This is a genomic window from Streptomyces sp. NRRL B-1140, assembly GCF_001280065.1.
Classification (GTDB): Bacteria; Actinomycetota; Actinomycetes; order Streptomycetales; family Streptomycetaceae; genus Streptomyces.
In genome coordinates, this window is the sequence record NZ_LGEA01000114.1 from 130,407 (window position 1) to 144,270 (window position 13,864).

Below are 13,864 nucleotides of genomic sequence, written 5' to 3' on the forward strand. Positions count from 1 at the left end.
AGTGTTACTGATCACGTCCATCTCCCGGTAAACGTGAGGCTGTTCACATCAACCGCCTGTGAGCACCTTTCGCCTGCGGCGAGTTCACCGTCGCTCACGCTTCGGCCGACCCCAGCACCAGCACCTTGATGGCCAGCACGGCCGCACCACGGGCCCAGTCGTGGAAGTCGGACACCTTCGTCTCCAGGCCGACCGGTGCGGCGAGCGGGTGCCTGAGCTCACGAACCGTCTCCTCGACGGTCTTGCCCGCCACGTCCATCAGCCCGACGCCCTCCCCCGCGAGCAGGATCTTCTGCGGCATCACGAAGTTGGAGATCTGCGCGACGAGCGTGCCCAGGGCTCGCGCCGCCTCGCCGACGACCCGGGCGGGCATCGGGTCCCCGGCGGCTGCGCGGGCGAGGATCTCCTCGTAGGTGCGGTCCTCACCGGTGGCGGCCCGGACCTGGTAGCGGATGCTGGGGATGGTCAGCAGCGAGACGGCACTGCCGCGTCTGCCGTCCGGGGTGAGCGGCCCGTGGGAGTCGACGATCCAGTGCCTCCCGAAGCCGCGGTCCTCCTCGGCGAAGGGCACCCGCTTGCCGCCCAGGACCAGCCCGTAGCCGAGGCCGGCGCCGATGGTCAGGACGACGAAGCGGTCCAGTCCGCGCCCGGCGCCGAACCAGGTCTCCGCCTCGACCAGGGCCGCGACGTCGTTCTCGACGACCACCGGCAGGCCGGTGCGCTCCTCGACCAGTTCGGCCAGGGGGACGTCCCGCCACAGCAGGAACGGGGATTCGCCGACCACCGCGCGGTCCTGGACGAAGCCGCCGACCCCGATGCCGATCCCTGCGAGGCGAGGGTGACCCATGGCCAGTTCGGCGGTCATCGCGGCCAGCAGATCGGCGACTTCGGCGGGGTCGTGGGTGGTGAGTGCGCGGTCGTGGCGGGCGACGATGTGGCTTCGAAGGGTGGTGACGACACCGTAGACCGCATCCTCCGTGATCTTGAAACCGAGGAAGAAGCCCGAGTCGGCGACGACGTCCAGCGGCTGCGAGGGGCGGCCCTGACGCGCCTCCGCGGGCGCCCCCGCCTCGGGCACCTCGACCAGCAGGCCCGACTCGATCAGCGGTTTGGTCAGGCGGGTGAGGCTGCCGGCCGACAGGCCCAGCCTGCGGGCGAGTTCCGTGCGAGACAGCGGACCGTGGACCAGTACCTCGATCGCCACGGAGCGCTCGCCCGGGCTCAACGGCAGCCAGCCGGAGGTTCCTTCGGTCATGAAAGGTCCGACTCCCCTCACTCCTTTTTTTCGCACTGAAACCAACATGACCACTCTAAGCAGATGTCGGCTCCTGGGAAAAGATGTTTGCAGGGCCCTTGACGCAGCAATTGTTTCGCACCAAAAGTAAGTCCCGCCAGAGGACGAGCCGCCGCAGCGAGGGAGTCTCCCGATGACCATCGCCTCCAGCAGTCCTCCGTCGCGTCTGCCCTCGGGCGGCGCGGCGGAGGCCCGCAGCAGGACCGGGCCGCGCCAGGGGGTGTCCGGCGAGGACCGGGGGGACGGGCGGCTGGCCGCGGTCTTCATCGCGCCGGCGCTGCTCGGTTTCCTGGTGTTCCTGCTCTGGCCGACGCTGCGGGGCGTCTATCTGAGCTTCACCCGCTTCAATCTGCTGACGCCCGCGGAGTGGGTGGGCCTGGACAACTACGTCCGCATGGTCCACGACCCCATCTTCTGGGACTCCCTGTGGGTCACCGTCGAGTACGTCGTCATCAACATCGGCGTCCAGACGGTCGCGGCGCTCGCCATCGCCGTCCTGCTCCAGCGGCTGACCCAGTCGGCGATGCTGCGCGGGATCGTGCTGACGCCGTATCTGATGTCGAACGTCGTGGCCGGTCTGGTCTGGCTGTGGATCCTCGACACCCAGCTCGGCATCGGCAACGAGATCATCAGCGGCCTCGGGGTGGACCGCATCCCCTTCCTCGCGGACGAGACCTGGGCCATCCCGACGATCGCGCTCATCAACGTGTGGCGGCACGTGGGGTACACCGCCCTGCTGCTCTTCGCGGGCCTCCAGGCGATCCCGAACGACATGTACGAGGCGGCCCGGGTGGACGGCGCGAGCGAGTGGCGGATGTTCTGGCGGATCACCATGCCGCTGCTGCGGCCGGTGCTCGCGGTCGTGCTGATCATGACGGTGATCGGGTCGTTCCAGGTGTTCGACACGGTCGCGGTGACCACCGCCGGCGGTCCGGCGAACGCGACCAACGTCCTGCAGTACTACATCTACGGCTCCGCATTCGGCCGCTTCCAGTTCGGCTACGCCTCGGCCATGTCCGTCGCCCTGCTCGTCGTGCTGAGCGCGATCACCGTCCTGCAGTACCGGCTCACCCGGGCCGGCCGGACCGACCTCGGCTGACGGAAGGGAGACACCTCATGGCTGCCGTGACGACCACGACGACCGTACGACCGGTGCGGCGCGGGTTCTCCTTCGGGCGGGCCGCCGCCTGGACCGTGATGGGACTGATCGTCCTCATCACCCTGCTGCCGTTCTACTGGATCCTGCGCACCGCGCTGTCCACCAACGCGGGCCTCGGCGCCGACCCCACCAACCCCCTGCCGGTGGACCTCACCACCAGCGGCTTCGAACGGGCGCTCGGCCTGCAGTCGGCCGAGGAGGCCGTCGCGCAGGGCGGCGCGGGCGGTGGGCTGGACTTCTGGCGCTACCTGCTCAACTCCGTGCTGGTGTCCACCCTGATCACCGGATGCCAGATCTTCTTCTCCGCGATGGCCGCCTACGCCTTCTCCCGGCTGCGCTGGCGGGGCAGGGACAAGGTCTTCGGGCTGTTCCTGGCCGGGATGATGGTGCCGGCCATCTTCACGCTGCTGCCGAACTTCGTGCTCATCAAGCAGCTGCACCTGATCGACACGCTCCTGGGCATCGCGCTGCCCACCATGTTCATGACGCCGTTCGCGGTGTTCTTCCTGCGCCAGTTCTTCATGAACATCCCGAAGGAGGTCGAGGAGGCAGCGCTGCTCGACGGCGCCGGGAAGATCAAGATCTTCTTCCGGGTGGTCCTGCCGATGGCGTCGACACCCATCATCACGCTGGCCGTGCTGACGTACATCACCTCCTGGAACGACTACTTCTGGCCGCTGATGGTCTCCTACAGCGACAGCTCGCGCGTGCTCACCGTGGCACTCGCGGTCTTCCGGGCGCAGACCCCGGCGACCGGCGTCGACTGGTCCGGGCTCATGGCGGCGACGCTGATCGCCGCGCTGCCGATGCTGGTGCTGTTCGCCTGCTTCGCCCGCCGCATCGTCAGCTCCATCGGCTTCACCGGGATCAAGTAAGGGGACTGTGATGCGAATTCGACTTCGTCCGCTCGCCGCGGCGACCGGAGCGCTGGCGCTGTCCCTGATCAGCGGATGCGCGCAGACAGGCGCCGCCGGATCCTCCGCGCACACCGTCACGTACTGGCTGTGGGACGCCAACCAGCTGCCCGCCTACCAGGCCTGCGCGAAGGGCTTCGAGAAGGAGAACCCCGGACTGAACGTGAAGATCACGCAGTTGGGCTGGAGCGACTACTGGACCAAGCTCACCGCCGGATTCATCGCGGGCACCCAGCCGGACGTGTTCACCGACCACATTCAGAACTTCGGCCAGTTCGCCGACCTCAAGGTCCTTGAACCACTCGACGACCTCGGCATCGACAACGCGGACTACCAGCCGGGACTCGCCGCCAACTGGATCGGCAAGGACGGTCACCGCTACGGCGCCCCGAAGGACTGGGACACCGTCTCGCTTTTCTACAACTCGAAGATGACCGAGCAGGCCGGTGTCACCGCCGAGCAGCTCAACGGCCTGTCCTGGAACCCGGAGGACGGTGGCAGCTTCGAGAAGGCCATCGCCCACCTCACGATCGACCGGAACGGCAAACGGGGTGACGAACCGGGCTTCGACAAGAACCGCGTCAAGGTGTACGGCCTGGCCAGCAACGGCGGCGGTTTCGGCGACGGCCAGACGCAGTGGAGCAACTTCGCCGCCTCCGCCGGGTGGAGTTACCTCGACAAGCCGCGCTGGGGCACGAAGTACCAGTACGACAGCAAGACCTTCCAGTCGGTCGTCAAGTGGTACTTCGGCCTGGCGAAGAAGGGCTACATGCCTCCACTGTCCGACTACAACGTCCAGTCCAACCAGGCGAACACCCAGGTGGCGGCGGGCAAGGCGGCCACCGCGTTCGACGGGGCCTGGATGATCAGTACGTACGCGGGGTTCAAGGGCAAGGCCATCAAGAGCGCCCTGACGCCGGTCGGCCCCACCGGCAAGCGCGCCACCATGATGAACGGCCTCGCCGACTCCGTCACCAAGGCATCCAAGAACAAGGAAGGCGCCAAGAAGTGGGTGGCCTATCTGGCCTCCGACCGGTGCCAGACCGTCGTCGGCAGGTACGGCGTCGTCTTCCCCGCGACGAAGGCCGGCACCGATGCCGCCGTCGCCGCCTACCGGAAGAAGGGCATCGACGTCTCGTCCTTCACCGAACCCGTGGCCGACAAGAAGGACTTCCGGACCTTCTCGTATCCGATCGCCAGCTACTCGGCGGACATGACAGCGCTGATGGCTCCCGCGATGGAGGACATCTACGGCAATGGAAAGCCCGTGAGCAGCCTCGATCAGACCAACGACCAGATCAACCTCATCCTCTCCCAGTGAAGGACGCGCGCTCCATGACCTTCTCCATCGGCATCGTCGGCGCCGGCCAGTTCTCCGGCCAGTTCGCCACGCTGTTCCAGGCACACCCCGGCGTCGGCGACGTCTACGTCACGGACCTGCTGCCGGAAAGGGCCGAGCAGCTCGCCGCCGCCCAGGGGCTCGCCGGCACCTTCCCCTCGTACCAGGCCATGCTGGAGTCGGAGGACGTCGACGCCGTCGCGATCTTCACCCAGCGCTGGACGCACGGGCCGCTGGTGCTCCAGGGCCTCAACGCCGGCAAGCACGTCTACTCCGCTGTCCCCATGGCGATCAGCACGGAGGAGATCGCGGCGATCATCGACGCGGTCAAGGCCACGGGGCTGACCTACATGATGGGCGAGACCAGCGAGTACAACCCGGCCACGGTCCACGCCCGCAACCAGATCGCCGAGGGCGCCTTCGGGCGGCTCTTCTACGCCGAGGGCGACTACGTCCACGACATGGACCTCGGGTTCTACGAGGCCTACCAGTACAGCGGCGGCGAGAACTGGAAGGCGACCGCCAGCTATCCCCCGCTGCTGTACCCGACGCACGCGGTCGGCGGGGTCCTGGGCGCCTGGAAGACGCACGCGGTGAGTGTGTCGGCGATCGGTGTCGTCGACGACCGGGGCGATGGCGTCTTCGACAAGGACGTCAGCCAGTTCGGCAACGACGTCTCCAACGCCACCGCGCTGTTCGAGGTGGCGGGCGGCGGATCGTTCCGCACGAACGAGTTCCGGCGGGTCGGCTACCCCTCGCACATACGGGAATCGCGCTTCCGGTTCTTCGGCACCGAGGCGAGCATGGAGCAGCTCGCCACGGTCGCCCTCTGGCAGGACAAGCAGGGGGTGAAGGACATCAGCGAACTGCTGGAGCCCAAGCCCACCATGGCGCCCGACGACCCCTCGCTGCGGCACATCGCGCCGGAGCTGCGGGCCGCCTTCACCTCCGGGTCGGCGCCCGTGCACGACCGGGCGCGGCTGCCGAGGGAGTTCGACCACCTCCACAACGGCCACGAGGGCAGCCACCACTTCCTGGTCGACGACTTCGTGACCGCGGTCAACGACCGCACGCTGCCGTCGGTGAACGCCTGGGTGGCGGCCCGCTACACCCTGCCGGGCATCATCGCGCACGAGTCGGCGCGGCAGGGCGGGGCGAGGCTGGAGATCCCGGACTTCGGCGACGCGCCGCAGTAGGGGGCGACGGCCGCGAGCCGGGGGACCTGCGATCAGGTGCCCGGCTTGCGGCCGTAGACGAAGACGTCGTCGCCGTTCTTCAGCAGCGACCAGTACTTCTTGGCGTCGGTCTTGGTCATGTTGGTGCAGCCGTGCGAGCCCGGCGGGTTCCACATGCTGACACCCACCGAGTGGAAGGCCTGGCCGCCGTCGAAGAACTGCGAGTAGGGCATCGGCACGTGGTAGATGGACGAGACGTGGTCGATGTCGCGCCAGTAGATCTTCTTCAGGCCGGTGCGGGTCTCGTACCCGTCGCGGCCGGTGCGGACCGGGACGGGGCCGTAGACGAGCTTCTCGCCGTCCTGGATCCAGCTGAGCTGGAGCGTGAGGTTCACACAGGCGATCCGGCCCTTGTTCACCGGGCACTTGCCGTCCTTGTTGGGGGTCTTGCCGACGGCCTTCTGCTTCTGCATCAGGTCCATCACGCCCCAGGTGACCGAGCCGGCGTAGCCGATGTTCGGGGTGATGCCGTGCTTGGTCTGGAAGGCCTTGATCGCCTTGCAGTCGGCGGCGGACTGCTTGCCGTCGACCGGGCGGCCGAGGAACTTCTCGACCTGCTTCTGGTACGGGCCGGCCTGTGTGGTGCAGCTCGCGGCCTGGGCCGGTGCGGCGCCGAGCGCGAGTGTGAGCGGTGCCACCAGACCGGTGATCCCCAGTGCGACGGCGCTCCGTCTGCGTACGTCCCCCATGGCTGGCCCTTTCGCGAAAACGGGTCTGTGATGTCTGCCAGCTAGACGGACGGAGAGCGGTTGTGGTTGTGCGGTCGGGTGTGCTGGGACCGAACAGTGACATACCCCACCGGCACGGAGGTGGACATAGATGCGCACGGTGGGGCATTACTGACAACTGGCTTTTCGGGACTTTTCGGGGGGCTCCGTCAGCGATAGCCGGTCGTGTCCGCCGGCTTCCCCGCGTCCTGGACCTCCACCAGGTAGCGCCAGGCGTCCGGACGGCTGCCGTCGAGGTCGGTGAAGCCGTAGGCCTGGGCGAGTCCGCCGCTGGAGAGGGACTGCCCGTTCCAGCGCGCGACGTCCGGGTCGGCGGCGAGTGCGGCCACGGCCCGGCCCACGTAGCGCGGGCTCTCGGAGATGGCGAAGTGCGGGACGCTCTTCAGGGCGTCGCGCCAGTTCTCCTCCCGCACTCCGAATCCGTCCAGCATCAGCTCCGAGCGCAGCCAGCCGGGTGTGAGGGCGACGGCAGTGGCACCGCGCGGGCCGAGTTCGTGACCGAGGGCGAAGGCCATGCGCAGCACGGAGGCCTTGGCGAGGTCGTAGAAGAAGTTCACCCGGTAGTTCTCGGCGTTGTAGTCGGCGGTGCCGTCGGTGACCTCGACGACCAGGCCGCCGGGGTTGCGCAGCAGCAGGGGCAGGGCGTGGTGGCTGGTGACGGCGTGTGTCTCCACGGCGAGCCTGAGCAGGCGCAGGCCGTTGTCGAGGTCGTGCTCCCAGAGGGGGGCGTCCCACTCGAAGAGCTTCTCGCCGCCCCAGATGTCGTTGACGAGGACGTCGAGGCGGCCCTGCTCGTCCGCGATCCGGTCCACCAGCGCCTTGACCTGCGCCCGGTCGAGGTGGTCGGCGGGGACGGCGATGCCGTTGCCGCCGGCTGCGGTGACCAGGTCGGCGGTGTCCTCGATGGTCTCCGGCCGGTCGTACTCCGAGCGGCGGGCGCGGGTGGTGCGGCCGGTGACGTAGACCGTGGCACCGGCCGCACCGAGTTCCACCGCGATCCCGCGCCCTGCGCCCCGGGTCGCACCCGCGACCAGTGCGACCTTGTCCTGCAACGGAGCTGACATGTCCGGCCTCCCGTGACGGTGACTGCTTGGCTGCCTTCAGCGTGACGGGTAAGCCGGACATCTTCTGTCGCCTTTTGACGGCGAGTCGCGGTCAGTGGCCCCGAGTGATCCATTCCTCCAGGTGCGGGGCCTCCGCGCCGATGGTCGTGGAGTCGCCGTGTCCGGTGCGGACCGTCGTCTCCGGCGGCAGGGTGAGCAGCCGGTCGCGGATCGAGTCGATGATCGTCGGGAAGTGCGAGAAGGAACGGCCGGTGGCGCCTGGGCCGCCCTGGAAGAGGGTGTCGCCGGTGAAGACGGTGCCCAGTCCCGGGTCGTAGAGGCAGACGGCGCCGGGCGCGTGCCCCGGAGTGTGCAGGACCCTGAGGTCGGCGCCGCCGGCCTCGATCGTCTGGCCGTCGACCAGCCAGGCGTCGGGCTCGCGGTCCGGGTGGGTCTGCTTCCACAGCGGCAGGTCGTCATGGTGCAGCCAGATGGTGGCGCCGGTGCGCTCGGCGAGGGCGGGGGCGGCGTCGATGTGGTCGTTGTGGGCGTGCGTGCACACGATGGCGGTGAGCCGCCGGTCTCCGACGGCCTCGGCGATGGCGTCGGCATCGTGGGCGGCGTCGATGACGATCGCCTCGTGGTCGTCGCCGACGATCCACACGTTGTTGTCGACGTCCCAGGTGCCGCCGTCGAGGCTGAACTGCCCGGAGGTGACGAGGTGTTCGATGCGCGTGGTCATCACAGCACCACCACCGAGCGCAGCACGTCGCCGTGGTGCATCCGCTCGAAGGCCTTCTCCACCTCGTCGAGCTGGATGGTCTCCGTGACGAACGCGCCGAGGTCCAGGCGCCCCTGCAGGTGCAGGTCGATCAGCATGGGGAAGTCCCGGGAGGGCAGGCAGTCGCCGTACCAGCTCGACTTCAGAGCTCCGCCGCGGCCGAAGACGTCGAGCAGGGGCAGTTCGAGCTTCATCTGGGGTGTGGGGACGCCGACCAGGACGACCGTGCCGGCGAGGTCACGGGCGTAGAAGGCCTGCTCGTACGTCTCCGGGCGGCCGACGGCCTCGATGACGACGTCGGCGCCGAAGCCGCCGGTGAGCTCGCGGATCGCCTCGACCGGGTCGTTCTCGCGCGAGTTGACGGTGTGCGTGGCGCCCATGGAACGGGCGGTCTCCAGCTTCCGGTCGTCGACGTCGACGGCGATGATCGTCGCCGCTCCGGCCAGCTGCGATCCGGCGATGGCCGCGTCGCCGACGCCGCCGCAGCCGATGACGGCGACCGAGTCGCCCCGGCCTACGTTCCCGGTGTTGATCGCGGCGCCGATCCCGGCCATCACACCGCAGCCCAGCAGCCCTGCCACCTGCGGGGCCACGCGCGGGTCGACCTTGGTGCACTGGCCGGCCGCGACCAGCGTCTTCTCGGCGAAGGCGCCGATGCCCAGGGCGGGGGACAGCTCCTGGCCGGTCGAGGCGAGGGTCATCTTCTGCCGCGCGTTGTGCGTGTCGAAGCAGTACCAGGGCCGCCCGCGCAGACAGGCCCGGCACTTCCCGCACACCGCACGCCAGTTGAGGATCACGAAGTCACCGGGCTCGACATCGGTGACACCGGCCCCGACCGCCTCGACCACGCCCGCGGCCTCGTGGCCCAGCAGGAACGGGAACTCGTCGTTGATGCCGCCCTGCTTGTAGTGCAGGTCGGTGTGGCACACCCCGCAGGCCTGCACCCGCACCACGGCCTCACCCGGTCCCGGGTCGGGCACCACGACCGTCTCGATCCGCACCGGCTCGTCCTTGCCGGGTGCGATCACGCCGCGTACTTCCTGGGCCATGGTGCTGACTCCTTCGTGGCCGGGGTCCGTTCCCCTCCGACCCTACGCGCGACTGATCGGTAAGGGGCGCGGATCGGCCGCCCGCTCCGCACGCGAAGACGCGAAAGGGGCAGGCCGCGGGGGCGCCTGCGACGTAGCCTGAACGCTCCGCCGAGGCCGAGGGAGCGCCGTGAGCATCGCAGAGACCGAGACGGCCGCCCCTGCCTGGCGGCAGCTCCTCGGGTACGTACGGCCGCATCGCCGGTCCCTGTTCGCCGGCGCGCTGCTGTCCCTGGTCACCGGGGCCACCGGGCTGCTGCTGCCGCTGGTGGCGCGGGACCTCGTCGACGACCTGTCGCACGACCGGGCCATCACCGGCGCCGTGCTGGCCATGTCGGCCCTGGTCGTGGCCAACGCGGCGCTGGGCGCACTGGGTTCGTACGTGCTGACCCGTACCGCCGAGTCGGTGGTGCTCGGCGCGCGGCGCGCCCTGTCGTCGTACCTGCTGCGGCTGCGGATCACGGCCGTGGACCGCAGCGAGCCCGGGGATCTGATGGCCCGCATCACCTCCGACACCACCCTGCTGCGCGCGGTCACCACCGACTCGCTGGTCGGCCTGGGCACGGGTGGGCTCACGCTCATGGCGACGATCGTGATGATGGGCCTGGTGGACGCGGTGCTGCTGGGCGTCACCCTGGCCGTGATCCTGGGCGCGGGGTTGGTGCTCGGGGTGATCGTGCCGCGCATCAACCGGGCGAGCCGGCAGGCGCAGGACGCGGTGGGGGTCATGGGGGCCTCGCTGGAGCGGATCCTCGGCGCCCTGCGCACCGTGAAGGCGTCCGGCGCGGAGCACCGGGAGGAGCGGACGCTGCACGAGGCGGCGCAGGAGTCGTGGCGGCAGAGCGTGCGGGCCGCCAAGTGGTCGGCCGCCGCCGGGAACACGGCGGGGCTGTCCCTGCAGATCGCCTTCATCACGGTGCTCGCGGTGGGCGGCGCACGGGTCGCGACCGGCGCGATCGACGTGGGCACCCTGGTGGCGTTCCTGCTGTTCGTCTTCTACCTGATGTCGCCGATCCAGCAGGTCGTCGGCGCGATCACCCAGTACCAGACGGGCGCCGCGGCCCTCACCCGCATCGAGGAGGCGCTGCGCCTGCCCGCCGAACCGGCCGCCGACGCAGCGCCGCTGCCCTCCCCCGGCGCGCGGCCCGCCGCCCTCGCCTTCGACGACGTCCGCTTCCGCTACGCCGACGACCTGCCCCACGTCCACCACGGGGTGACGTTCACGGTGCCCGCACAGGGCATGACGGCGTTCGTCGGCCCGTCCGGCGCCGGCAAGACCACCGTCTTCTCGCTGATCGAGCGGTTCTACGACCCGGAGTCCGGCGTGATCACCCTGGACGGGCGGGACCTGAACGACTGGGAGCTGCCCCACCTGCGGGCCGCGATCGGCTACGTGGAGCAGGACGCGCCGGTCCTGTCGGGCTCCCTGCGGGACAACCTCCTGCTGGGCAATCCGGAGGCGGACGAGGACGCCCTCGCGCGGGTCCTGAAGACGACCCGTCTCGACGGCCTGGTGGCCCGGCTGCCCGGCGGTCTCGACACGCTGGTCGGGCACCGCGGCACCAAACTGTCCGGCGGTGAGCGCCAGCGCGTCGCCATCGCCCGTGCGCTGCTGCGCCGCCCCCGGCTGCTGCTGCTCGACGAGGCGACCTCGCAGCTGGACGCGGTGAACGAGGCGGCGCTGCGCGACACCGTCGCGGACGTGGCGCGGACGACCACCGTCCTCGTCGTGGCGCACCGGCTGTCCACGGTGACGATGGCCGACCGGATCGTGGTGATGGACGCGGGCCGGGTCCGGGCCGTCGGTACCCATCGTGAGCTCGTGACGGCCGATCCGCTGTACGCCGAGCTGGCGGCGACGCAGTTCCTCGCCACGGCGGACTGAGGCCGGGCGTGAGGTCGGCGAGACCAACGGTGGTGACAGCACGTCGGGGCCGGCGGGCCCGGGCGGGCGGCTCCGCTCGGCCGTCAGGCCCCGTGTCCGCGCTGCGCTTGCCGAGCCCGCCGGGCGGGAGGACGCTCGACAGGAGAGGCCTTTCGCGGCCCGCTCCCGAAGGGCCGCGGCCCTTCGAAGGAGGTCATCATGGGAACCGCGGCAGACCCCGCCTTCGACCGGGACACCCTGCGCCAAGGCGTGGAAGGGGATCCGGACATCCTGCTCTCCCTCTACGCCGACGACGCCGAACTGCGCATCGTGGACCACACGACCCAGCCCAGCCACCCCAAGGTCCTGAACGGCCGGGAGGAAATCGGGCGGATGCTGGAGGACGTCTACAGCCGCGACATGTCGCACAAGCTGGAGCGGTGCGTCATCCAGGGCGACGAGGCCGCCTACAGCGAGAGCTGCCAGTACGCGGACGGGGTGCGCGTGCTGTCCGAGTCGATGATCGGGCTGCGCGACGGCAAAATCGCCGAGCAGACGCTGGTCCAGGCCTGGGACGAGTGACAGGCGCCTGACTGGGCGGGCACGGCGCCCGGCTGCTGTCCGGAGGCCGCCGCCCGGCAGCTCGGCGTCGCGCCGGTGTGATCAGCGCATCCAGGCGCTGTACGACATGACGTCGCCCCTTTTCACGCCGAACGCGGGCTCCGGGGCCGTGAGGGTGCTCTCCAGCCCGAGGACGGCACCGGTGGCCGGGTCCATGATCAGCATGCGGCGGATGCCGCGGGAGTCGCTGACATAGGCCTGGCCGCGGCGGCCCAGCCGGTCGGTCACCTGGCCGGCGGGGCGCAGCCCCTCTTCCGTGGCCAGGAGCCGGGCGAGCGCCGCGCTCTCGCGTGCGCCGAGGGTCCAGTGGTCCAGCAGCGTCGCGGTGGCGTCGAGCAGCTCGGGCGTGGTCAGCGGCGTGTCGGTGAACTGCGACTCCGTCAGGTAGGCGCGCAGCTTCGCGGGGTCGTGGGGCGGGGGCGACTGGGGCGGGGCGTCGCTCCAGCTCGGCGGGTACGTCCGGTCGAGCAGGACGTGGCGGTCGTCGACGAGCCGCGGTGTGCCGCCCTCGTCGGACAGGACCGGCCTGCCCGGGTGTCTCGGGTCGGTCGCGACGACGAGTTCGGTGTGGCTGCCGTCGGGCCGCCAGCGCACGATGCGCTCCTGCGGCAGGGTGATCGGGGGCTTGTCCTCCGACATCCCAAGGCTCCAGGACTGCACGTGCGTGCCCTTGCGCAGGCGGGGCGGGCCGCCGGCCGCCGCCTCGTCCGCCGCGCGCTCGGCCAGCCGGTCCAGGGGTACGGGTGGGGAGCCCGACTCGATCACCAGGGGTCGGGGCGCGGCGACCGCGGGTGCGGTGCTCGGGCCGCTCAGCACGAAGGTGAGGGTCAGGGCCGCGACGACGGCGCCGGCGACCAGCCCCCAGGCCAGGCGCGGCCCCCACGCCGCTCGGGACCGCGAGCGGGAGCGGCCGGGCATCGGCGGCAGCCGGTCCCGCAGCCGGCCGGGGACCCGATCCGGCCGGTCCCGCAGCAGTTGCCGCAGCCGGCGCTCGGCGTTGTGGTCCAGGGGGCCGTCGCCGTGCTGGCGTCGGTCCAGAGCAGCAGCCTCCGTCACCCTTCCGGTTCCCACCCCGGCGGCCACAGGATCCCCAGCAGCTGCCGGACCAGTTCGTCGACGACCTCCTCGAGCGTGGCGTCGACCCAGCCGGCGCTCCAGTCGTGCAGCAGGCCGTTGACGCTGCCGATGAAGGCCGTCGCCGGCAGGCGGTAGTCGCGGGGTGCGGCCTCGCCTCGCGCGGCGGCTGCCTCGGCCTCGGCGCAGATGAGGTCCACCCAGCCGGCCCGGCGCGCGAGCCGCTGCTCCTCCAGGCGCGGGCTGACGCCGATGATCTCGACGAAGGTGATGCGGATCCGGCGCGGATCGGCGGTGACGTTCCCGGCGTAGGCGCGGAAGATGGCTGTGGCGCGTTCCGCGAGGGGCAGGTCGGCCGCGCCCGCGGCCGCCTCCAGCACCGCGGCCTCGGCCCAGCCGTTGACCTGGAGGTGCAGTGCGGCGAGCACGTCCTCGAGGGTGCGGAACTCCTCGTAGAACTGCCGGGTGGACAGCCCCGCCGTCTCGCTGAGGGCCGCGACCGTGGTGGAGCGGAAGCCGGGGGTGTCGCCGAACAGCCGGAGCGCGGCGTCGAGGAACCGCCGGCGGCGCTCGGCCTGCCGCTCCTCGGCCGTCTTGCCGCCGTAGCGGCCGGTCGGCGCTCTGAGTCTGCCCGGCACCGGCTCTCCCTTCCTCGTTCGAACACCGATTTTGTCGTGCACGCGGTCTTGTGGAGAAGGGCACCCCTTCCTTACTTTGCAGTAAG

Annotated in this window: 13 protein-coding genes; 6 read left to right on the forward strand and 7 right to left on the reverse strand. The window is 70.4% G+C overall.

Annotated elements, in window-relative coordinates:
- Positions 1-94: 94 nt before the first annotated feature.
- Positions 95-1,255, reverse strand: a complete 1,161-nt coding sequence (locus tag ADK65_RS26645) for an ROK family transcriptional regulator (RefSeq protein ID WP_053673405.1) — start codon at positions 1,253-1,255, stop codon at positions 95-97.
- Between the two features lie 172 nt (positions 1,256-1,427).
- Here ADK65_RS26645 and ADK65_RS26650 point away from each other — a divergent pair, with 172 nt between their 5' ends.
- From ADK65_RS26650 to ADK65_RS26665, 4 genes are read left to right on the forward strand one after another with little or no spacing between them, the layout of a single operon-like run.
- A complete protein-coding gene (locus tag ADK65_RS26650; RefSeq protein ID WP_053673407.1) occupies positions 1,428-2,393 on the forward strand; it encodes a carbohydrate ABC transporter permease in 966 nt (321 codons plus the stop codon).
- A 17-nt stretch (positions 2,394-2,410) separates the two neighbouring features.
- Positions 2,411-3,328 carry a carbohydrate ABC transporter permease gene (locus tag ADK65_RS26655; RefSeq protein ID WP_053673409.1) on the forward strand — a complete coding sequence of 306 codons (918 nt, stop codon included), beginning with the start codon at positions 2,411-2,413 and terminating at the stop codon, positions 3,326-3,328.
- Between the two features lie 10 nt (positions 3,329-3,338).
- Positions 3,339-4,688, forward strand: a complete 1,350-nt coding sequence (locus ADK65_RS26660) for an ABC transporter substrate-binding protein (protein WP_053673411.1) — start codon at positions 3,339-3,341, stop codon at positions 4,686-4,688.
- A gap of 14 nt (positions 4,689-4,702) precedes the next feature.
- Positions 4,703-5,902: a Gfo/Idh/MocA family protein gene (locus ADK65_RS26665; protein ID WP_053673413.1), complete on the forward strand. Its 1,200-nt coding sequence runs from the start codon at positions 4,703-4,705 to the stop codon at positions 5,900-5,902.
- 32 nt (positions 5,903-5,934) lie between these two features.
- Here the strand turns inward: ADK65_RS26665 and ADK65_RS26670 are convergent, their stop codons facing one another.
- The 4 genes from ADK65_RS26670 to ADK65_RS26685 all read right to left on the reverse strand — a co-directional run bounded on the left by ADK65_RS26670 (position 5,935) and on the right by ADK65_RS26685 (position 9,542).
- Positions 5,935-6,630: a L,D-transpeptidase family protein gene (locus tag ADK65_RS26670; RefSeq protein ID WP_053673415.1), complete on the reverse strand. Its 696-nt coding sequence runs from the start codon at positions 6,628-6,630 to the stop codon at positions 5,935-5,937.
- Between the two features lie 188 nt (positions 6,631-6,818).
- A complete protein-coding gene (locus tag ADK65_RS26675) occupies positions 6,819-7,733 on the reverse strand; it encodes an SDR family oxidoreductase (RefSeq protein ID WP_053673417.1) in 915 nt (304 codons plus the stop codon).
- A 91-nt stretch (positions 7,734-7,824) separates the two neighbouring features.
- Complete coding sequence (locus ADK65_RS26680; protein WP_053673419.1) at positions 7,825-8,454, reverse strand: MBL fold metallo-hydrolase; 630 nt, start codon at positions 8,452-8,454, stop codon at positions 7,825-7,827.
- Positions 8,454-9,542, reverse strand: a complete 1,089-nt coding sequence (locus tag ADK65_RS26685; protein WP_053673421.1) for an S-(hydroxymethyl)mycothiol dehydrogenase — start codon at positions 9,540-9,542, stop codon at positions 8,454-8,456. The genes ADK65_RS26680 and ADK65_RS26685 overlap by 1 nt, the downstream gene beginning before the upstream one ends.
- 169 nt (positions 9,543-9,711) lie before the next feature.
- On the opposite strand from ADK65_RS26685, the gene ADK65_RS26690 reads away from it, so the two are divergent.
- Both ADK65_RS26690 and ADK65_RS26695 read left to right on the forward strand, forming a co-directional pair.
- Positions 9,712-11,466 (forward strand): ABC transporter ATP-binding protein, encoded by a 1,755-nt coding sequence (locus tag ADK65_RS26690; protein WP_053673423.1) that lies wholly within the window; start codon positions 9,712-9,714, stop codon positions 11,464-11,466.
- Between the two features lie 198 nt (positions 11,467-11,664).
- On the forward strand, positions 11,665-12,027 hold the full coding sequence (locus ADK65_RS26695) for a nuclear transport factor 2 family protein (RefSeq protein WP_053673425.1): 363 nt from the start codon (positions 11,665-11,667) through the stop codon (positions 12,025-12,027).
- A gap of 81 nt (positions 12,028-12,108) precedes the next feature.
- Here the strand turns inward: ADK65_RS26695 and ADK65_RS26700 are convergent, their stop codons facing one another.
- Positions 12,109-13,122: a CU044_5270 family protein gene (locus tag ADK65_RS26700; protein ID WP_234352967.1), complete on the reverse strand. Its 1,014-nt coding sequence runs from the start codon at positions 13,120-13,122 to the stop codon at positions 12,109-12,111.
- Positions 13,119-13,778, reverse strand: coding sequence for a TetR/AcrR family transcriptional regulator (locus tag ADK65_RS26705; RefSeq protein WP_053673429.1), 660 nt, complete (start codon positions 13,776-13,778; stop codon positions 13,119-13,121). The genes ADK65_RS26700 and ADK65_RS26705 overlap by 4 nt, the downstream gene beginning before the upstream one ends.
- Positions 13,779-13,864 lie beyond the last annotated feature (86 nt).